The organism is Domibacillus mangrovi (assembly GCF_001906925.1).
Taxonomy (GTDB): Bacteria; Bacillota; Bacilli; order Bacillales; family Domibacillaceae; genus Domibacillus; species Domibacillus mangrovi.
In genome coordinates this window covers 31,354-53,107 of the sequence record NZ_MRWQ01000022.1, presented here as the reverse complement: position 1 = coordinate 53,107, position 21,754 = coordinate 31,354, and the positions used below count along the sequence as shown (strand labels likewise).

Genomic DNA, 21,754 nt, shown 5'->3' with positions numbered 1-21,754 from the left:
AAAAGGCTGAACCAAAACATTAATGTTTTGGTTCAGCCTTTTTTACGTCTTTCAGCCGAAAAATCAAAAATCGCTCATTCTCATTTTGTTCATACAGATCCGATACTTTTACCTCTTTAAAAAGGGTAAAAGCGGTACTCGTTTCGAGGTAATAGACATACTCTGTCGTTGGATAATAGAGGATTATATCTACAGATCGGCTCTGCTGCTCAACCGAACGCAGTATATTATCGACGACCTTCATAAATATTTGAATGGAAAAAGGATTAAAAAAATAAAACCGGTTATCCGCGTGCTCCACTTCATATTCTTCCGCTAAACCGCGTTCAAAGCGGACACTGCCGCTCCCCTTCTTGATCTTTTGCATGTAACTCGCCTGGTTTTCTAGTGCTTCCTGGTATAGATGGCCGCTCATTTCAATCCCTATAACTGTTACATGAAAACGATGGTGAACATAAAAAGGCAGCCGGCCTTTGCCGCACCCGTAATCCACGACTTGATCCGTTTTCTTTAAATCATACTCTGTAAATAGCTCATCGAGTGCCTCATAAGGTGTCGCTTCATAACGGTTATAATGGACCGATTGACTTAGCCCCTCAAGGGTACCTTTCGTTCTAATACGAAGCAATCGATCATAGTCTTTTTCGTTCATAGAAAAGCTCCTGTTCATTTATTCGTTATCGATTTTGTCTTAGTAACTATTCACTCACTTCTAGCATTATGTATGGAACGGTTTGTATTCTTAAATTAGTCTAATTAGCTAAACCTAGTTCAATTTAGTTTACTTTTTTTACATATGTATTCAATATATTTTTACTATTATAGGGACAATCTATACATCTCTCAGCTTTAATCCATTCTATTGATTGATTTGCGTCAAGATACATACGGACTTTAGTTGTTTTTTAGTCCGTATAGAAGGGCTGTTACAATTTCTTTTGTTAGTTCATCAGCCGTATTTTGACCGGTCCATAGCTTTGTAATAATCAGTCGTTCAATCATGCCGACAAGCCCATTTGCGACAATATTCATGTCAACATTCAAATGAAAGTAACCCGCCTTTGCTTCTTCAAGCAAGTTTTTCTCTATTTGCTGAGCCATCTGTTCTTTTATTTGACTAGCGTTTTCAGAAACGAAAAAGCCAATTCGTCCCAAGCTTTGATGATCCGCAAAAAAGTGGAGAACCGCTGATAATCCTTCTGCAATTCGATGTGGCAAAAACTCTTCCTCAATCCCTTTTTCAAGACGGCTGTTGCTAGTCAAAGACGTCAGTTTGAGTCGGAATGAGTCTTCAAGTTCCTGGAAAATCACTTCTTTACTTTTAAAATATAAATAAAAAGTCGGCTGTGTTAATTCCGCTTTTTGTACAATTGTACTGATTTTTGTTTTATGATAGCCATGTTCTGCAAATTCATCTGCGGCTATTTTTAATAAAAGAGCCCGGCTCACTTTGCCGTCAGATCCTTTCTTTCTTCCTCTTTTAGCCATTTGTCATCATCTCCTAATTGAATGATAAAACGCTCTTGTAGCATTAATTGATAAGCAAACGCCTATTTCCATCTTGTTATTATAGTTTTCTGTACCATTTGATTTAAATAGAGAGCAAAAATTATTCAGACCACCATGGAAAAATCCCCTAAAGTAGATATGTTCCTTCAGCTTATCGTAAGGAATAAGGGAGGGATTTTATTTCTGTCTACTTTAGAGGGATTATATTAGACGTCTGTAAAATGAGCGAGGGACAACTTTTTATTAATTTATTACATCGAACGACATACGAATAGGCTTCTTATAAGAACTTCTTATGCTTTTCAGCTGATTATCGATAAATAAATAAATAAATAATAACTGCTAAGTTCTCATGAAGGATCAGGACACACTTATAGAAAAAACTGCTTAACTACAAATTCTCAAAGAAAACACGGATCACATCAGCTCCCCCTATAAACGCTCCTAGCGAACTTCCTATGTTCGTTAAAACGACTACAAGCAGAACCCGTGTCACTTTATTATGCCAAAAGCCTTTAATGGTAAAAACATCTTCTGAAAGCGTTTCAAAGTCGCCAACGTTTGGCCGGCGGAAATACGCTTGAACAATTCCTGAAACCCAGCCAGCTGCAATCAGCGGATGCAATGTGGCAAGTGGGGCCGAAATAAAAGCAGCTATAATGGCGAGCGGATGTCCAGAAGCAGCGGCAGCGCCAATGGCTGCCAAAATGCCCGTCCATAAAATCCAGCTTAATGCTTGATCGAAACCGGCAGATGGATTCGCCCAAAAGGTGTAGGCAATGATAGAAAGAATGAGCAATGGGATTACCCAGCCAATTATTTTAGGGACAATTGATTTAGGTGGTGTTTGTGATAAAGCTTCTACGTCATGCTCCTTATGAATTTCTTTCGTAATGCCTGGTATATGGGCAGCACCTAGAACCGCAACCACTTTATTACCAGGAGCTTCTTTAATCTTCTGTGCTAAGTATTGATCCCGCTCATCAATTAAAGGCACCTTTAACTTCGGGAAAGATTCCGTCAAATCAGTCAGAACAGCGTTAAGCGTGTCCTTCGATTTCATTTTTTCCATATCTTCTTCTGTAATCGTCTCTTTGCTGAAAATGCTATAAAAAACGGATGTGAGCAACTGAGCTTTCCCCGTCAGCCCTAGATTATACCATATTCGCGAAAACGTAATTTGGATATTCCGGTCAGCCAGCACTAAATCCGCGCCCGTTTCTTTCGCTGATTCAATTCCTTGAATCATTTCCTGTCCAGGCTGAATATCAAATTGCTTCGCTAAACGATTTTGAAAGGAAGATATGGCGAGATTCATTAAAAGCAGCGTGGCCTTCTTCTCTTTAATAACTTTAAAAATATCGGTTTCTTTCCATTTATTTCGATCCATGATCGATTGATATCGTTGATCATCCAACTCTATACAAACAGAATCGGGTCTTTCAGATTCGATCACCTCTTTTACTTGTTCCGCACTTTGCCTTGAGACGTGAGCAGTGCCTATAAGAATGAATTCTTTGCCATTTAAATCTATTCTTGTCACATTTTCTTCCGACATAAACGACTCCCTCTCACCCAATTTATTATTCTTTCAACTATTCTACTTCTATTTCATTATTATGCAATGTGTCAGAAGTTTTGAAAAATAAAAATCACTTCATATTAAACGTTCACTAGCTCATAACATCTTTCTTTCATAGGGCATGCTATTGTACAGATTTGAATGTTCCACCTTTAAATTGAGCTACCTCAGCCTCTGCAATATTATCTCTATACGTAATCCATTCACGTAGAATGCTGAGTTTTAGCACGCTATAAATTTCATTTAAAGTATTATCCCATCTTATATACGTTTTGCTTTCTACTTTATTTATTTCTACTTATTATAGCACCATTTCAGTATTTACTTGAAACCGTTTATTTAAAGGCTCTTCATTGAATTTTGCACATTGTTTCAGGTGATATTATTTGATCTCTTCCTTGCTCTCTACTGCCTTGTTTAATCGTTGCAACATGTAACCAATCCCTTTACATCCGGATAATGGATAAGTAACATGATACGATTCATCGAAGACTTCACTGATCACTTTCCTGTACTTTTTTCCTCCCAATACGATGATTTCTTGATAGTCCTTTATTTCTTTTTCTTTCAGTTGATGACGCAAAGCTTCTGCTGTGATGATGTCATCTTTCTTTGTGCCAAATGCTACATCATAATTCGCAAGCACTAGATCATCTGGAAATAAAAATCCGTGTTTAGCCGAAAGAATGACCCAATCACTAAAAAATACCGTTGCATACTTTTGACAAGCGATGTGGAATGGGCTCCTATATACATAGCATGCTTTCGTAGCCCCTTTCAATGGATCAACATCCCATATCTTTTTAGCACCACATGGGATTATACATAACCTTTTCATTTCATCTGAACTCCTTCTTAATTTAAGTGAGAAGAACAAGCCTTTCAATTTTTTATTATACGTTTTTTAAAATGGTACTTCCTATTAATTGATTTCACACAAAAACAATCACTTTGCCTATTGGAACGAGTACGTTTGATACTAATTTAAGTCCTCAATAAAAACACCCCCTTTAGACATCCTATCTAAAGGGGGGAAATCGTTTAACTTTTTTAAAGTGTTATGTTATAAAGATCCATACAAAGAGAGGAGCTAATAAAGAACCAATGACAGCACAGACTGTCATCGCAACAGAACTCATAGAGACTACTTTTTCACCATATTCGAATGCTTTCGCTGTGCCAATCGCATGGGAAGCTGTTCCAAATCCGACTCCTTGGCCGATGAAATGGTGAATTCGTAAAACCTTTAATAGAAGCGGTCCGAAGATAACTCCCGTAAATCCAGCAATCATGACAAATATCGCCGCTAATGAAGGTATACCGCCTAAATCCGAAGCAATCTGCATGGCGACAGGCGTTGTAACAGATTTAGGTAACAGCGTATAGATGATTTCCTTGGAGAATCCTAAATATTTAGCAAACAATATCCCACTAGCCATTCCTACTACCGTACCGATGAACAACCCTCCCACAATCGGGACCAAATTCTCCCACAGAGTCGTTCGCTGTTTATATAATGGATAGGCAAGAGAGACAACGGCCGGACCTAAAAACAAGCTAATCCAGTCTCCTCCGATCATATACGTTTGATAAGGAATATTAAATCCAATTAAAATCAGAACGATAGCAACGGCTGCCGTGATAGCCGGCATTAAAATAGGGTAACGATAACGAAAGTAGAGTTGATTCATAACAACATATATTATAACTGTTAAAACAATGATTAGAATGGCTACGAGCGTTCTTTGCATGATTTTAATTCCTTTCTCTTAGTCTCTTCTCGCCCGGCAAAATATTGACTCGTGTAACCGGCTATGGCCATCGTGATGAGCGTACTAAAAACAACAATCAGGATTAATAAGATCCCCTTTCCAGCGAAAACGTGGAAATAATTCATCACCCCGACGGTAGCCGGTATAAAAAATAATGGCAAATAGGAGAGAATAAAATTCGCTCCGGACTCAATCCAATTCAGTGGACAAATCTTCAACATTAAAGCCGTCCATAATAACAATAACCCTATAATACTTCCAGGAAGCGGCAAATGAAGCCTATCAGACAACCAAACGCCCCCAATGTAAAATATGTATAACAGTACCATTTGCAAAATAACCTTTATGAACTTCATAGTCGAATACGTGTTCACCCTAAACAAAATCAAAGGAACACAATCCCCCCTCCTTACAGGTTGTGAATATAAGCGTCAATTAACATGACATAAAAGACAACATAAAAAAGTCGATTATCTGAAAGAATCGACTTTTTTATTTAATCTCGTTTCATTCACATCAGTTGAGTAACGCTTCTAATACCTTGTTCACGCTCTCTTCTCAATCGATATGATCAGTGATGACGATTAGACGCTTACTTGTGGTTAAACAAATAAAGCGAAACAAATAGCAAGAAAATCGCAGCGGCCTTTTTAACATCCATTGGCATACGCATGCCGCCAAAGAGCCCAAAGTGATCAATAATCGCGCCCATCACGATTTGTCCTGCAATAACGGCAGCGAAAGTCGATGCCACGCCAATTTTCGGTACGACTAAAATCGAAATAGTCAAATATAAAGCACCTAACAATCCCCCGAGCAATTGCCACTTGGGAACTGCCGTTGCGGCTAACAGATTGCCTTTTCCAAAAAACAAGACAGCAAAGAACAAGGCAAGCGTTCCGATACCGAAGGAAATAAACGAACTTTCAAGGACGCCCGTTTTTTTCCCCAATCCTCCATTGATTTGACTTTGAGCGGCAACGGCGATACCGCCAATGATTGCGAGTAACGGAAACAGCAGCTTCACAAGTATTAATCCCCTTATCTCATCAATAGCTTATTTCAATTTTAAATGTAGCATACATTCTATCAATGTCTATTAAAATTATGTAAAAAGGTAAACTAGACTTCCAGCATCGGAATTCGACTTTTGTACTTATTGATGAGCTCTCTATTATGTTCTTCCGCTCCGTCAATGTTGCCACTTTTAAATATAGGGGGGATAAAGTCATTTTCAAGCATGATCTTAACGGCTTCGACCATTATACCGTTCGCAATGGCCATACTAATAACTGTTGAGCCTGAGCCAAAGGCTATATCAAGGGATTCTTGTGTCATAAGGGCATCTCCGACTTCAATGTGATTATCAATCGAAAGATCAACTGAACTATATAAATATTGTCCATTTTCATGTCGGGATGATTGGCTTTTGGCATAACTTGGAGAGGTTATTGCAATAACGAAAGCACCTTGTTTTTTAGCGATTTCAGCAACATCAATCGGAACAGGATTTCTTCCAGACGTTGAGACAACAATCACGACATCTTCTGGATGAATCCTGTCATGAATCATGAATTGCTCGGCAAAATGTTGCTGTTTTTCTAATTGCGACGAGCGTACTGCTCCTTTATGTAGCATGACATCTTCAATGAGTATTGGACTGATAGGAGCAAGCCCACCTGCACGATAAAATAACTCTTCCCCAATCATATGAGAATGACCGCAGCCGAATAGATGAATGATTCCATCATGTTGGACACATTCCGAAACCTTTTGAGCCGCTTTTTTTATCTTCTCTTTTTCATCTTTTTCGACAATGTCTAATAGATCCCTCAACTTTTGAAAATAGTGATTGAACATGCTGAACATTTCCCACCTTTATTCATTTTCACCGTTTCATCTGAATCATAAACTTGTAACGGTCTGCGCGGTATGAGGATTTGACAAGTTCAACAGGAGTCCCATTTTGCAGAAATGTATTTCTTTGAATACGCATGACAGGTGCTCCTTTTTGAATGTGTAAATGTTGTGATTCCATTTGATTGGCGACGGACGATTCAATAATTTGAGAAGCATGATCGATTCTGAAGTTTAATTGATTTTCAATATACGCATATAAAGATTGATTTACAATTTGTTCAGTTAGTCCTTTAATAAGATTAGCCGAAATATAATTTGTTTCTAGTGCCATCGGAACATCATCCGCTAAACGAATTCGCTTCATTTCGTATACAGGCCCATATTCTTTAATGGCTAGCTGTCTCGCAATTTGACTGGTCGCAGGAATGATTTCAAAGTGGATCAGTTCACTGCCCGGCTCCATTCCTCGTGCGATCATATCTTCAGTAAAGCTTGTTAAGCCATGAAGCGTCTGTTCAATTTTTTGTTCAGCAACAAAAGTTCCTTTTCCTTGTAATCGATGTAAGTAGCCGTTGTTTACAAGTTGAGTAAAAGCTTGCCTGACGGTCATTCTGCTAATTTGGTATTTTTCTGCAAACTCTCTTTCAGAGGGAAGACTATCTCCCGGCTTTAGCTCACCTTTTTCGATTTGTTCTTGAATAAGTTCTATTATTTGATAATAAATAGGAATAGGAAAATTCTTTTTAATCATTCTTCATTCACCTGTATCCTTTCCATGCGAATCAAAAAACATGAATGCAGCTTCATTGAGCAGATTACTTCATGATATGTTATAGGTATTTAGTATAATCGTCAAACCTACACATTCCCACGTGCTGCTTCATCTACAATAATTGTAACACATGAATGCTTTCTTAATACAGATGCGGGGAAGGTTTCACTGATCTCACCATGTACGAGCTGGAAAAAAGCTTCTCTTTTGTTAGTACCTGATATTAGCAGCAGAATTGCTTTGCTTTTCATAATGGTTGAAATCCCCATCGTGATGGCTTGGGCAGGAACTTCTGCACGATTGCCGAAAAATCTTGCGTTTGCTTCTCGAGTTGAATGAGTTAAGTCGATAATATGGGTTCGAGATTCAAAAGATGTGCCAGGTTCGTTAAATCCAATGTGCCCGTTGCTTCCAATTCCAAGGATTTGAAGATCGATTCCACCATGTTCTTTAATCAAATGTTCAAAATCTGAACATTCTTTTTTCAAATCTTTCACATTCCCATGAGGTACATTTGTTTTAGACATTTGAATATCAATATGATCAAATAAGTTATCATTCATGAAATAACGATAACTATTGTGATTATATTCTGAAAGGCCTATATACTCATCTAAATTAAATGTTGTTACATTTTTGTAAGACGTGTGGTTTTTTTGATGGTCTTCAATTAACTGTTTATACATTCCGACAGGTGTTCCACCTGTTGCTAACCCTAGGTTAATGTTTGGATTACGGCGTACGTTATCACGAACAAATTCAGCAGCCTTTTTGCTCATTTCTTGATAGTCTTTTACTTCAATTATATTCATATCGTGTCTCCTTCGCTGTGAAATGCACATTTTCCGCGGCAAAATGTCATCGCTACATTTAGATTTTCATCCAAAATGACAATGTCTGCATCTTTCCCTACCGCAATACTGCCTTTGTGATCTAATATATTTAATTGTTTGGCGGGATTGACAGATGCCATTTCAATGGCATCTTCTAGTGAGCAACCTGTAAAGTTTATAACATTTTTCACTGCATGTCCTAATTTCAGTATACTCCCAGCAAGCGTATCCTCATAAAGAACCGCTTTTCCATCCTTAACAGTCACCTCTTGACCACCCAGATCATAAGTACCATTTTCCAAGCCTTTTGCGCGCATGGCATCTGTTATTAAAATTAACCCTTTCTTCCCTTTTTGTTTGTAAGCCAGCTTGACCATTTCGGGTCGAACGTGAACGCCATCAACGATGATTTCCGCTTTTAATTCATCATGTAAAAAAGAAGCACCAACTACACCCGGTTCGCGATGATGCAAGCCACGCATTTGATTAAATAAATGTGTTGCATGACTGACTCCTGCATGAATCGCTTCGATTACTTCATTATATGTAGCATCAGAATGACCGATGGAAGCAATGATCCCGTTCTCTTTTAAATGCTTCACCATTTCTAAACCGCCTGGTTGTTCGGGTGCTAACGTCACGAGCTTAATCTTTTCCTTCGCTAGTCTATTCCACCTTTTAAAATCCTCTACATTTGGATCAATGATATAGTTCAATGGTTGTGCGCCTGCTCTTTTTTTATTTACAAATGGACCTTCAAGATGAATTCCGATTATTTCAGCTTTTCCTGGACTTTGCTGATCACAAATATAATTGCCTGCATTAACTAATGCTTTTTCAATGGCCACACTACTTTGTGTCATTGTCGTTGCTAAAAAAGCAGTTGTACCTTCTTTAGGAAGTGCTTTTGCCATTATATCTAATGCTTCCTCCGTTGCATCCATTGCATCAGCACCATTGGCTCCATGAATATGAACATCGATAAAACCAGGAACCGCCTTATAAGTAGCGGCCACTTCTATAACGTCAAATTGCTCCTCATTGTCTACTTTTTCAAGTGATCCATACTCCATTATTTTTTGATCTTTTATTTTAATATATCCATGCTCAATTTTCATGTCTTCAGAATATATTTGCATGCCCTTGAGCAAAATAGATGTACCTTTTGGATTCATTAAAATGCCGTCCTTTCCACTCTAAACTTGATTATATTTTAGCATCTCCAAAGAATAGTTGTCTATACCAGTTATATTAATTATTGTCTGTAACCTTTGGAAAAACTACTTAAATCCTGATTTTTTATCGAATTTCCAAAAAAAATCAAAAAAAAATAAACTAATGGTATAGACATCTATATTAACTAGATGCTATATTATTTTTATCTTGGAAAGCCTTTTCAATCCAATCAGTCAAAAATCAAAAAGGAGTGTTATTCACATGTTTGGATTTTTTAAACATAAAGAGAAGGAAGTAAAAAAGGATGTAACCGAACCCTCTGGTGCAACAGGACTGCTGCCCCTAAATAGTCAAGATTTTGTCATGCCAATTGAAGGTGATATCATTCCGATTACAGAAGTGGAAGATCCAGTATTTTCAGAAAAAATGATGGGGGATGGCTTTGCCATTGTTCCGACAAAGGGTTTGGTTGTATCGCCTGTTGATGGAGTAATTATGAATGTCTTTCCAACTAAGCATGCAATTGGCATTAAGTCAAAACAAGGGCATGAAATTTTAATTCATGTAGGTTTAGAAACCGTCAATTTAAAAGGGGAAGGCTTTACTGCTCTCGTTAAAGAAGGAGATCAAGTTTCAAAAGGAACCGAACTTTTAACGTTTGATCTTGACTATATTAAGAAATCTGCTTCTTCTACTGTTACACCAGTCATATTTACTAATGCAGCGAATGTCACTGTGAAAAAACAAGGTGCAGTCAAGCAAGGAGATAACGGGATCGTATCCGTTCAATAAATTTATAGGAGGTAGTACTTATGGGGAAGTTTTTTGAAAAAGCTCAGCAATTTGGGAAGTCGTTTATGCTTCCAATCGCTGTCTTACCTGCTGCAGGTTTGCTGCTTGGTATAGGCGGTGCGCTCTCAAACCCAAATACGGTTTCAGCTTATCCATTTTTAGATATTGTATGGCTTCAAGCGATTTTTACAATTATGAGTTCAGCAGGAAGTATTGTATTTGGTAACTTACCGATTATTTTTGCAGTCGGTGTTGCGGTTGGTCTAGCTCGTTCAGATAAAGGTACGGCTGGATTGGCTGCCATGATTGGCTATTTTGTCATGAATAGTGCAATAAATGCCTTGCTCTCTATTACGGGGCAACTTGCCAAAGATAATTTAGCTGGAGCCGGACAAGGTATGGCTGTTGGAATTCAGACACTGGAAACAGGAGTATTTGGCGGGATTATCATCGGGATTGTCGCAGCCGCACTTCACAATAAATACAATAAAATTGAACTCCCTCAAGTTCTTGGATTTTTCGGAGGATCTCGATTCATTCCAATCGTTGTTTCCTTTACATCGATCTTTGTAGGGGCCGTTCTTTTTGTCATCTGGCCTTATTTCCAACTTTTTATTAATCAATTAGGTTCGCTCGTGACGAGCACGGGAACAATTGGAACATTCTTCTATGGTTTTATTTTACGAATGCTAGGTCCTTTAGGTCTACATCATATTTTCTATTTGCCATTTTGGCAAACTGCTTTAGGTGGCACAATGGAGATTGGTGGGAAATTGATTAGTGGTACTCAAAACATCTTCTTTGCGCAATTAGCTGATCCTCAAACGGTTCAATATTACGAGGGCGTTTCAAGGTTTATGTCTGGCAGGTTTATCACGATGATGTTTGGTCTACCTGGAGCAGCACTTGCTATTTATCACTGTGCTAAGCCAAAGAATAAAAAAATAGTCGCAGGAATTCTTCTTTCTGCTGCATTAACGTCCTTTTTAACAGGAATAACGGAACCGCTCGAATTCAGCTTTTTATTTGTCGCTCCTGTCCTTTATTTCGTCCATGCTTTATTTGACGGATTAGCTTTTATGATGTCTGATATCTTTAATATCACGATTGGACAAACCTTCTCTGGTGGATTCATTGATTTCGTCTTATTTGGTATTCTCCAAGGTATGGATAAAACCAATTGGCTCTATGTATTAATTGTCGGTATTCCATGGTTCTTCTTGTACTACTTTACATTCAAATTCCTTATTAGGAAGAATAATTATAAAGTCCTCGGTCGTGAAGATGAGGAACAGTCCGTTTCCGTTGATCAAGTAACCGCTACTGATCGTGCTAAAACGATTGTTGAAGGTTTAGGCGGAGTACAAAATATTGATGTCGTGGATTGTTGTGCAACTCGTTTACGTGTCACAGTGAAAGATGAATCATTATTCAATGAAGATATTATTAAACAAACAGGTTCAAAAGGTATTGTTAAAAAAGGAACAGGTGTACAAATTATTTACGGTCCTCAAGTGACGATTGTTAAAAACGAAGTTGAAGAGTACTTGGAGCAATAAGAATAGAATCTATCCTTGCAAGGAGTGTTTTACATGCAGCCAGTAGTAGATCAACTATATAAAGGATTAATTGTATCCTGCCAAGCATTAGAGGGTGAGCCTTTACACAGCTCATACATCATGGGACGTATGGCCTTAGCCGCTAAAGAAGGTGGGGCAATTGGAATCCGCGCAAACTCTGTTTCTGATATTGTAGAAATAAAAAAACAAGTAGATCTCCCGGTCATCGGAATCTTCAAACAAGTTTATGGAGATCATCCTGTTTTTATCACACCCACTATAAAGGAAATTGATGCATTAATGACAACAGGAGCAGAAATTATCGCAACAGATGCAACAGAACGCATAAGACCTGACGGAAGTACATTAGAATCATTTTATAAGGAGATTAAATCAAAATATCCTCATGTTATTCTAATGGCCGATGTTTCCTCCGTCGAGGAAGCGATCTACGCTGACAATCTTGGGTTTGACATTGTAGCTCCCACTTTATATGGATACACAGAAGAAACAAGTGGACTGAAAATTGACGATAACGACTATGCTGTCATTAAACAAATTGTCCATGAAGTTAAAAAAGCAAAGGTCATCGCGGAAGGAAACGTCTCTACGCCAGAAATTGCCCGTTCTGTTTTAAATATCAACGTTCATGCAGTAGTTGTTGGCGGGGCAATTACAAGACCACAAATCATTACAAAAAGATTCGCCGATGCTTTACAAAAATAGTTGATATGAATGGATAATATAAGTTGAACGAACAAATCGCTTCAATTAATTGTAAAATGACTCAAGCATCAGCTTGAGTCATTTTACGATTGTCTTTAAAAAAGTTGATAGAAAATAAATCATCCCAAACCCTCTCTTTCATTTATCCGTTACCGTTTTCACGATATGATCCATAGTTTCCCCTTCTAAGAATATGAAATACCCACTCATTCACTAGACATATGACGATCGTATCTGTACACTATAATAGTTACCTACGATAACTATTACCTTCGCTAACTTTTTTATAATGAGGTGTTTCTAATCAAGACTTATCGAAAATTCTTTCAACAACTGTTGCTATTGTACCGGCCTTTTGAGAATCGACTTAATGCCCAACTCGCCAAGCATGATCTCTACAGAGCGCAATGGTCCATCTTGCATTATTTATCCAACAATGGTTCTTCAACACTTGTTGAGCTTTCCAATTATCAATCTGTGGAAAAACCTACCGTTACGAGGACCATTAACCGTTTGGAAGAACTCGGATATGTAGAACATGTCCCTGGCAAAGACAGACGCGAAAAAAGGATGCAGCTGACAGAGCTTGGTAAAAATATCTATAAGGATGTCCGTGTGACGATTGACCAATTTGAACAGGATATTTTAAAAGGTATCTCAGAGGAGGAGCAGCTCGAGGTCATCCGCATTATGAGAGAAATACAGAACAATATTATAGAGTAAGGGGATAATAAGGTGAATCAATCAAGACCTAAACTGTGGACGAAGGACTTTATCATCGTTTCCTCCGTCAATTTTTTCTTAACGTTAATTTTCTATTTATTAATGGTGACCCTCGCAGTCTACGCAGTAGATGAATTGAATGCTTCTACAAGTCAGGCCGGACTTATATCGGGAATTTTTATTATCGGAACTTTAATTGGGCGGCTGTTTATCGGCCGCATTATGCATTCGATTGGCCGTAAGAGAACGTTGTTCATTGGGTTAATCTTTTTTACGTTGACGACACTTTTATATTTTGTCAATTTCGGGATCACCTTCCTGCTTATTAACCGTTTCATCCATGGTATTGCACTTGGTATGGCCAGCACAGCAACCGGAACGATTGTAGCCCAGATTATCCCGGCAACAAGAAAAGGAGAAGGCATCGGCTACTACAGCATGAGTGCGACACTGGCTACAGCAATCGGACCATTCATCGGACTATATATGAGCCAACACACAAGCTTCCAAATGATTTTTAGTTTCTGCCTTGCTTTAGGGATCCTTAGTTTGATCACTGCATTCTTCGTATATGTGCCGGCACTAGAATCAGCAACAAAAACTGCTGAAATAAAAGGATTCAATCTTTCCAGCTTTATTGAGCCAAAGGCACTGCCCATCGCATTTATTACTCTCGCAATCGCCTTTTGTTACTCCAGCGTCCTTTCTTTCATTAGTTTCTATGCCATTGAAATTGACCTGGTGAATACAGCAAGCTTCTTCTTCGTCGTATATGCAGTCGCCGTATTAGTATCACGCCCATTCACTGGCCGCTTAATAGACGTAAAAGGCGCGAACTTTATCATGTATCCCGCCTTTCTTATCTTTGGAGCAGGAATGTTGCTTTTAAGTTCAGCAGATAAAAGCAGCACTTTATTATTAGCCGGTTTCCTAATTGGCCTGGGATTCGGTAATATGCAGTCAAGTACTCAGGCGATTGCCGTTAAATTGACCCCTCCTCATCGTATGGGATTGGCCACGTCGACCTTCTTTATATTTCTTGACGCAGGACTTGGATTCGGTCCTTATCTACTTGGGTTCATTATTCCATTAACCGGCTATAGTACGCTATATGTCATTATTGGTGTTGTGATCCTGGCAACTTCTATTCCGTACTACTTCCTGCATGGCAAAAAGGAAAGCGCAGTAGAACCGAGTAGCCACACTTCGACTTTGGTTTAATTGATAACGAGAAAAGTAACACCCTATAAATGGAATTTAAAAGATATTCTAAATCATCTTAATCGACGCTCACAGCGTCATCTTCATTCAAAAAAGGAGAGGAGCAATCATCATATGACGATTGCTCCTCTCCTTTTGTTTTACGAAATGCTTTACTTCTCTTGCCAAATACTTCAACAGAAATTAAGAACAGATATCAACGTTTAATGATCGGCCAATTTAGTAACAATTTTTTCACCTGATGGTTTTCCTTCTAAATGGTCTTCTGCTTGTTTTGCTCGTTTAATAAAGAAAGCAAGAACAAGTGCAACACCTGCAATAAAGGTAGCCACTAAGAAAGCATCGTTAATTCCCTCTAACATGGCCTGCATAGCAACCTGCTGCTGCATTTCGGCTGTTGCCGTTACATTTCCTACAGCACCTGCGGCCAATTCAGTCGCATATGTTTCCGCACGAGTAGACATGATTGTAACTAGCAACGCCGTACCAATGGCGCCTGATACTTGCTGTAATGTATTATTCATGGCCGTACCGTGTGGATAGAAGCGTGCTGGCAATTGATTTAAGCCATTCGTCGAAACTGGCATCATCACCATCGATATACCAAACATCCGTACAGAATATAAAATCATTAAATGTGTATAGCTAGTATCCAAAGTTAATTGACTAAAATAATAAGTCGTTACTGTTGTGATGATTAAGCCAATGACAGCTAATACACGTCCTCCATACTTATCAAATAATTTCCCTGTAATCGGTGACATGACGGCCATCAAAATCGCCCCTGGCATCATCAGTAAACCTGCATCTATTGGAGATATCCCACGTATTGTTTGAACATAAATAGGCAGAAGCAGCATAGCAGAAAACATGGCCATCGTAAGAACCATAGAAATGACCGATGATAAGGCAAACATCGGATATTTAAAGATCCTGAATTCAAGCATTGGTCTGTCCAATTTATATTGACGTAAAATAAACGAAACCAATGAAAGGGCTCCAACAATAATCGTCCCATAGACTTGAGGGCTATCCCAGCCTTTATTGCCTGCCGAACTAAATCCATACAATAAGCCACCAAAGCCTACACTTGATAATAAAAGCGAAAATAAATCAAGACGGATCTCCACTTTATCCTTTTTATCTTTAAGCACGAAAAAGCCAATCAACACAATAACAGCTGCAATTGGCGTAACAAAGTGGAAAAGCATCCTCCAATCATAATGTTCAATGATCCAGCCCGATAAAGTCGGGCCAATCGCTGGTGCGCCCATTAAAACGAAACCGAAAACACCCATGGCAGCTCCCCTTTTTTCCACAGGAAAGCTCGTCAACATGACATTCATTAACAAAGGCATCATGATGGCCGAACCAGAAGCTTGAACCATTCGACCGGTTAATAAGAGAGGAAATGCATGAGCAAAGCCAGCAAGAATAGTCCCAAGTGTAAATAAACCCATAGATGCTAAAAATAAATGGCGAACAGAAAATTTTTGAATTAAGAAAGCCGTAGTAGGTATCAAAATCCCATTTACTAACATAAATCCTGTCGTTAACCACTGTACAGTCGATGGGCCTACATTTAAGTCCTTCATAATAGACGGCAATGCGATATTTAGTAACGTATTGTTTAAAAAACTAATAAAAGCGCCGATCATCAGTACAGCAATAAGCCCGTACGGTGGACGATCCGCCTTTTTTATAGCATGTTCCATTGTTGTTCCCCCTATAAACTTACAGTTCATTTTTTGCACATATATTTCATGCATAGACTATGTTATACCAGCAGTCCAAATATTACAACACAAAAGTGTTCCTTTTATAACTTGTTTTATATACACTACACAAATGAATTATTATGAATATTTGTACAGTTGGTACAATCGTAAACCGGTGAATTTATGTACGGCAGGAAATAGATATATGATAAAAACAGCCCAACCTTTATTATTTCCGGCTGTTTAGAATACATGTCAGTCCTTCGCTTCTTTTTAAAGAAAGCTGCTTAAACTCCCTCTTTTCACCATTTATCTCAAAAACAAAAAAACCAGCCGCCTATGCAACTGATCACTTCTCTTTATCCCACTATTTTAATAACCTTTTGCTTATATACCACTAACCTCAAAACCGAGTGCTTTTACTGCGTTTCGGTTCTATATGCTCCTATGTTGTTAATAAAGTGAAACTTCATTTAGTCGGGGTTTTCTTCATCCCCCACTGAATAAAAAGGAACTCAGGTAAGCGGCAATACCTGAGTGACCGGCTTCGGCCGGCCCGAACCAATCGGGCTTTTACGAGCAGTTGATCCCCCGCTTATCCTCCTTTTCTTTTCGACGGCTTGAAGCGGGGGTCTTACTGCCCGTTAATGCGGGATAAATTCATTCTTCTATGCTACGACAAGATGGCATACCAGGAACATTCCCACTCGTTGGAGAAAGTCTTTTTTGCTTGCACTGTTCTTCAAGTATCCTTGCTAAAATTCGCTGGATGTTGGCCGATTCTTCCGTTACGAAGGCAGGGTTGGCTAAATTTTTTTCTTCTAGTGGATCCATTGTAAGATTGTATAACTCAAACTGGTCCGGAACTGGTTCTTTTTTCGTATTCTTTACAAAGCATTCGATCGGCTGGGTGTCGTTTGATTGACACTTTGTTACAGATGTATCACTACAGCCTGGGCTACTCCAAAACTGAGGATTATCATAATAACGAGCAAATTTCCAGATCTCTTTTTTATTTTCCTCTCCTGTTGGAAGCGTTGTAATAACCGCTTCGATATGATTTGGTTGGATGACTGATTTATAAGGTTCGCCTGTTGCAGTCGTTTGATTCAATCCTTTTGTAATATCATCATCCGACATAAAATAGAGAGGTTCGTCTACTCTACAACAAGGTTCATTCCCTTTCAAGAGCGGTGTCAAATCTCGCCCGACGAATGGATGGACTTCATTATGATCTTTTGAGAGCTTTTCTTGTATATAATCTGCCTTTATTCCTGCCAGTCCTAATAATGTCGGGAGAACGTCCACATGACTTGTTAGTATTTCGGTCTTTTTTCTTTTTTGAAAAAGGGTCGGACTATGAATGATTAACGGGACGTGAATCGATTCTTCATACATGTTATACCACTTTTGATAGAGACCACCGTGTGCCCCTAGAAGTTCTCCATGATCTGATGTAAATAAAACGATTGTATTTTTATAAAAGCTTGATTTTTGAAGGGTTTTAAAGACTTTAAGCATTTCTTGATCAGCCTTTTTTTGTAAGCTGTAATACAATTGACGATAAAAATTGTTGTCTACGATCGGCTGCAATGCTTTTGGGTATGTGAGGCGGTAGCTTTCTTGTGCTGTTGGTTTCGTTAAAAGAGACTCCCTACTTGTCGGAGCTGGTTGAATGCGCGGCAGTGTTGGATCGACATCAAAGTTAAAATCTGGGTCATGCGCTGTTATCACACCGTATAGCGCAATATCATGAGGATTTACAAAGGAACACATGATAAACCACGGCGTATCATCTTTTGTTGATTTTTTTTCTAGCGATTTGATCAGCTTTACCGTATCAGCTGAATACACTTCATCACGACCGCTCGTGCCATTTCCTGCGGATGATCCCGAGTTTCTTGGATTTGTGCCATGCGGTTCCGGTCCAATCCAATCATTGAATCCAAAATGATCGAGACGGTTCGCACTTTGATACAGCCGTTCTTTCTTTTTACTACGTATGCCTGTTTTTGAACGATAGCTCGGAAATGCATTGTGTGTACCTGGAATTAATATATCTTCATCTGAGGCGTGCCATTTCCCTTTCCAAAACGTACGATATCCGGCTGCACGAAAGTAATCTCCCATAGTCGGAACCGTGTTTGGATCGAGCCAAAACACATCGGGATCAAATGGTTCTTTAGCAACACCAGTCGTTTGGGTAACTCCATGAAGTGACGGATATTGCCCTGTATATAAAGTTGCTCTGCTTGGAGAGCAAGCCGTACTCCCAGCATAATGATTTAAAAACTCCATGCCGTTCTTTCGTAATAATTGTTGCGTGACTAAGTTTTCTTGCTGCCAATCCTTCAACTTCTTTGTTTCATAGACCGATGGAAAGCGTTCCTGATCAACCATTAAGATGAGGATATTCGGTCGTTTCTTATGAAGATCGATGCAACTTCGTTTTTTCCCACGCATCTTGTTTCCCTCCCTTTTAACATGACAAATGCTTTACTACCTTATGTACATTCAAGTAAAAATTGACCTGTTGAAATACATGTTCAAACGGAAATTTTATTTATCGGCATGCATATACATCAAAAAAGGAGGGGTTTTCTTGGCTTATTTATGGACAATCACAGTAGGGTTTCTTCTTATGCTTGGACTAATTGGCGGAGTGTTTTTCCACTTTGTTCGATCCGCACTAGATCCTCAAAGACACGACAATAATTAAGTAAGAATAAAACGGTGTCAGTCCTCCATTTTTTACTGTACTGAGGACAGACACCGTCATTTTATGTTCATTACTATAGAAAAACAATGCGTGTTAACTAGCCTGAATCATACAGTTTTCTTCCAGTGAACCTCTAAATAATGATGCAGAAACAACACCATTCTGCCTGCCATTCAGCCGCAGCTTGTCACAAAGAAGCATTCGCTGAAAGCCAGCAAGAGACAGCTTGGCATACAAATTCGAAAATGGGAATTATGTATGAAACGAAATAAAAAAATCTTTATTTATAATTTAACAAGCATGCTAAACGATTAATTAACAGCAAAATATTTTATGCCTATTTATTTTCTATAATCTCAACAAATTTTGTTGAAGCTGGTGATAGAGGCACGCTTTTCAAAAAACATACTCCTATATTTCTCTTTGGTATCTCTTCATTTAATTGTACTTCATATACTAATCCTTTATTTAAATACTCTTGGGAAAATTCTTTCGTCACACATGCTATCCCTAAATTTATTTTGGCAAACTCCAATAATAAATCATGGGAACCTAATTCAAATTCGGGCGAAATCTTGATACCTTTAGAAATCATGTAATCCTCTACGTACTTTCTAGAATTTGATTTTGGTTCAAGAAAAATTAATGGCAGTTTTACTAATTCCTGAAAGCTTAATGGTTTAGAAAATATTTTTTTAAATTTCTCCCCGTAAACAAACGTATCTTGGATATCAAAACATGGTCTCAGTTCTAATGTAGGATCATCAATAGGGAGGTTACAAATGGCAATATCCACCTCTCCTGATTTTAAGATCGAACAGAGTTCAACTGTTGTACCATTAACAATATAAAACTTGATATTGGGATATCTATTATGGAAAGCTTCTAAACAGGGAAGTAAGAAATACTTAGAAATCGTATCTCCTACACCTATCTTTAATTCCCCTGCCGTTAAATTCTTAAATTCTAAAATTTTTTCTTCTCCAACATCAATTAAATTAATAGCCGAATTAACGTATTCAAACAGAAGACTACCTTCATTTGTTAATGAAACTCCCTTAGGTGTTCTATTAAAAAGACGTGTATCTAACTCTCTTTCTAACTGCATAATCGCTTGGCTAACAGCTGGTTGTGTCAAGTAAAGATCTTTTGCTGCCTTGGAAAAACTTTCACTTTTCGCTACCTTACAAAAAACTTTATATAAATCTAATTTAATCACCATATAATCACTCCTTATATAAGATATTCAATATATTAATTTTACTTATATTATTACAACGATGTATAGTACAAATAGATATATTTTTAAAATTCACTTTAATAGTTGTAAGGAGCGATTATATTGGAAAGAGTAGTTGGAACAGTTGTGAGGGGGCTTCGTTGCCCAATCATAAATCAAGGTGACAATATCGAGGAAATCGTTGTAGATAGTGTGTTAAAAGCTTCAGAAGTTGAAGGCTTTAAATTTAATGATAAAGATATCGTTACATTAACAGAATCAATCGTTGCTCGTGCTCAAGGTAATTATGCAACTATCGATCATATTGCTAAAGATGTTTATTCAAAATACGGAGAAGATACTATTGGAGTCATATTCCCTATCTTAAGTCGTAATCGTTTTGCAAACTGTCTTCGCGGTATTGCAAAAGGAGCTAAAAAAATTGTATTAATGCTTAGCTACCCATCTGATGAAGTTGGTAATCACTTAGTAGATATAGACGTACTTGATGAAAAGGGAGTTAATCCTTGGACAGATGTTTTAACAGAAAAACAATTCCGTGATCATTTTGGATATATCAAACATACTTTTACTGGCGTTGATTATATTGACTATTATAAATCATTAGTTGAGGAATTCGATGTTGAATGTGAAGTTATCTTCTCAAATAATGCAAAAACCATTTTGAATTACACAAAAAGTGTTCTTACTTGCGATATTCATACAAGATTTAGAACGAAGAGAATATTAAAAGCAAATGGTGGAGATAAAATTTATAGCCTTGATAACATATTATCAGAGTCTATTGATGGCAGTGGATGTAATGAAGCTTATGGCCTGCTAGGCTCAAATAAATCAACAGACGATAGTGTTAAACTTTTCCCACGTAATTGCCAATCTATCGTTGATAACATACAACATATGCTCAAAGAAAAGACTGGTAAAAATATTGAAGTCATGGTTTATGGAGATGGAGCATTCAAAGATCCGGTCGGTAAGATATGGGAACTTGCTGATCCAGTTGTATCACCTGCTTACACATCAGGTCTTGATGGTACACCTAATGAAGTGAAGTTAAAATATCTTGCTGATAATAACTTTGCCGATTTAAGAGGCGAAGAGCTTAAACAAGCTATCTCCCAATTTATTAACAATAAAGAGGAGGATCTTGTGGGATCAATGGAAGCACAAGGTACTACACCTAGAAAACTTACTGACCTTATCGGCTCTCTCTCCGATTTAACTTCAGGAAGCGGAGATAAAGGTACACCGATTGTCTTTATACAAGGTTATTTTGATAACTATACAAAATAATAGTAATTATTCAGTAATTCAAAAATGGTATATAAAAAATAAGCAATGCTAGCTTTTACTAGCACTGCTTATTTTTTAATTCTATACATTCAAAAATACGATTACTTTCAATTTAAAATGGGCATTTGACCGATCATGTTTAAATTAGAGGAACTCTCATGAGATTTCAAAATAAAGTCGCCATTGTTACAGATCGCGGAAGTGGTATTGGAAAACAATTGTATTGAAATTTGCAATAGAAGAAACATAGAAAGGAAGT

Annotated in this window: 21 protein-coding genes; 7 read left to right on the top strand and 14 right to left on the bottom strand. The window is 37.9% G+C overall.

All coding sequences use genetic code 11. The features are described 5' to 3' along the window. Positions 1-19: 19 nt before the first annotated feature. The 11 genes from BLL40_RS15460 to nagA all read right to left on the bottom strand — a co-directional run bounded on the left by BLL40_RS15460 (position 20) and on the right by nagA (position 9,503). The gene (locus tag BLL40_RS15460; protein ID WP_073712757.1) at positions 20-652 is read right to left on the bottom strand and encodes an SAM-dependent methyltransferase; all 633 of its coding nucleotides are present in this window, start codon (positions 650-652) and stop codon (positions 20-22) included. A 242-nt stretch (positions 653-894) separates the two neighbouring features. Then, entirely contained in the window at positions 895-1,488 is a 594-nt protein-coding gene (locus tag BLL40_RS15455) for a TetR/AcrR family transcriptional regulator (protein ID WP_073712756.1), read from the bottom strand. Positions 1,489-1,900: 412 nt separating this feature from the next. Beyond that, complete coding sequence (locus tag BLL40_RS15450) at positions 1,901-3,067, bottom strand: TraB/GumN family protein (RefSeq protein ID WP_073712755.1); 1,167 nt, start codon at positions 3,065-3,067, stop codon at positions 1,901-1,903. Between the two features lie 406 nt (positions 3,068-3,473). Then, positions 3,474-3,929, bottom strand: a complete 456-nt coding sequence (locus BLL40_RS15445) for a DUF6884 domain-containing protein (protein ID WP_073712754.1) — start codon at positions 3,927-3,929, stop codon at positions 3,474-3,476. A gap of 220 nt (positions 3,930-4,149) precedes the next feature. After that, a complete protein-coding gene (locus tag BLL40_RS15440; protein WP_073712753.1) occupies positions 4,150-4,842 on the bottom strand; it encodes an LrgB family protein in 693 nt (230 codons plus the stop codon). Continuing rightward, positions 4,824-5,219, bottom strand: a complete 396-nt coding sequence (locus tag BLL40_RS15435) for a CidA/LrgA family protein (protein ID WP_073712788.1) — start codon at positions 5,217-5,219, stop codon at positions 4,824-4,826. Before BLL40_RS15435 ends, BLL40_RS15440 begins: the two co-directional genes overlap by 19 nt. Positions 5,220-5,455: 236 nt before the next feature. Beyond that, on the bottom strand, positions 5,456-5,890 hold the full coding sequence (locus tag BLL40_RS15430; RefSeq protein ID WP_073712752.1) for a DMT family transporter: 435 nt from the start codon (positions 5,888-5,890) through the stop codon (positions 5,456-5,458). Between the two features lie 95 nt (positions 5,891-5,985). Further along, positions 5,986-6,723, bottom strand: a complete 738-nt coding sequence (locus tag BLL40_RS15425) for an SIS domain-containing protein (RefSeq protein ID WP_073712751.1) — start codon at positions 6,721-6,723, stop codon at positions 5,986-5,988. A gap of 28 nt (positions 6,724-6,751) precedes the next feature. Then, the gene (locus BLL40_RS15420; protein WP_073712750.1) at positions 6,752-7,474 is read right to left on the bottom strand and encodes a GntR family transcriptional regulator; all 723 of its coding nucleotides are present in this window, start codon (positions 7,472-7,474) and stop codon (positions 6,752-6,754) included. A gap of 107 nt (positions 7,475-7,581) precedes the next feature. After that, the gene (gene nagB / locus BLL40_RS15415) at positions 7,582-8,307 is read right to left on the bottom strand and encodes a glucosamine-6-phosphate deaminase (RefSeq protein ID WP_073712749.1); all 726 of its coding nucleotides are present in this window, start codon (positions 8,305-8,307) and stop codon (positions 7,582-7,584) included. Then, a complete protein-coding gene (nagA, locus tag BLL40_RS15410; RefSeq protein WP_073712748.1) occupies positions 8,304-9,503 on the bottom strand; it encodes an N-acetylglucosamine-6-phosphate deacetylase in 1,200 nt (399 codons plus the stop codon). Before nagA ends, nagB begins: the two co-directional genes overlap by 4 nt. 262 nt (positions 9,504-9,765) lie before the next feature. Between nagA and BLL40_RS15405 the strand changes: the two genes are divergently transcribed. The 5 genes from BLL40_RS15405 to BLL40_RS15385 all read left to right on the top strand — a co-directional run bounded on the left by BLL40_RS15405 (position 9,766) and on the right by BLL40_RS15385 (position 14,525). After that, on the top strand, positions 9,766-10,296 hold the full coding sequence (locus BLL40_RS15405) for a PTS sugar transporter subunit IIA (protein ID WP_073712747.1): 531 nt from the start codon (positions 9,766-9,768) through the stop codon (positions 10,294-10,296). A 20-nt stretch (positions 10,297-10,316) separates the two neighbouring features. Then, positions 10,317-11,855, top strand: a complete 1,539-nt coding sequence (locus BLL40_RS15400) for a maltose/glucose-specific PTS transporter subunit IIC (RefSeq protein WP_073712746.1) — start codon at positions 10,317-10,319, stop codon at positions 11,853-11,855. 33 nt (positions 11,856-11,888) lie between these two features. Further along, positions 11,889-12,581 carry an N-acetylmannosamine-6-phosphate 2-epimerase gene (locus BLL40_RS15395; protein WP_073712745.1) on the top strand — a complete coding sequence of 231 codons (693 nt, stop codon included), beginning with the start codon at positions 11,889-11,891 and terminating at the stop codon, positions 12,579-12,581. 303 nt (positions 12,582-12,884) lie between these two features. Next, a complete protein-coding gene (locus BLL40_RS15390; protein WP_073712787.1) occupies positions 12,885-13,304 on the top strand; it encodes a MarR family winged helix-turn-helix transcriptional regulator in 420 nt (139 codons plus the stop codon). Positions 13,305-13,316: 12 nt separating this feature from the next. Continuing rightward, positions 13,317-14,525, top strand: a complete 1,209-nt coding sequence (locus BLL40_RS15385; RefSeq protein WP_073712744.1) for an MFS transporter — start codon at positions 13,317-13,319, stop codon at positions 14,523-14,525. A gap of 203 nt (positions 14,526-14,728) precedes the next feature. Here BLL40_RS15385 and BLL40_RS15380 read toward each other — a convergent pair whose 3' ends face one another. Further along, complete coding sequence (locus BLL40_RS15380) at positions 14,729-16,240, bottom strand: DHA2 family efflux MFS transporter permease subunit (protein ID WP_073712743.1); 1,512 nt, start codon at positions 16,238-16,240, stop codon at positions 14,729-14,731. Positions 16,241-16,903: 663 nt separating this feature from the next. Further along, a complete protein-coding gene (locus BLL40_RS15375) occupies positions 16,904-18,706 on the bottom strand; it encodes a sulfatase family protein (RefSeq protein ID WP_073712742.1) in 1,803 nt (600 codons plus the stop codon). 396 nt (positions 18,707-19,102) lie between these two features. On the opposite strand from BLL40_RS15375, the gene BLL40_RS18085 reads away from it, so the two are divergent. Next, positions 19,103-19,234: a hypothetical protein gene (locus BLL40_RS18085; RefSeq protein WP_281247278.1), complete on the top strand. Its 132-nt coding sequence runs from the start codon at positions 19,103-19,105 to the stop codon at positions 19,232-19,234. Positions 19,235-19,299: 65 nt separating this feature from the next. Here the strand turns inward: BLL40_RS18085 and BLL40_RS15365 are convergent, their stop codons facing one another. Further along, positions 19,300-20,184 (bottom strand): LysR family transcriptional regulator, encoded by an 885-nt coding sequence (locus BLL40_RS15365; protein ID WP_073712740.1) that lies wholly within the window; start codon positions 20,182-20,184, stop codon positions 19,300-19,302. 120 nt (positions 20,185-20,304) lie between these two features. Between BLL40_RS15365 and BLL40_RS15360 the strand changes: the two genes are divergently transcribed. Further along, the gene (locus BLL40_RS15360; protein WP_073712739.1) at positions 20,305-21,495 is read left to right on the top strand and encodes a coenzyme F420-0:L-glutamate ligase; all 1,191 of its coding nucleotides are present in this window, start codon (positions 20,305-20,307) and stop codon (positions 21,493-21,495) included. The last annotated feature ends 259 nt before the right edge of the window (positions 21,496-21,754 follow it).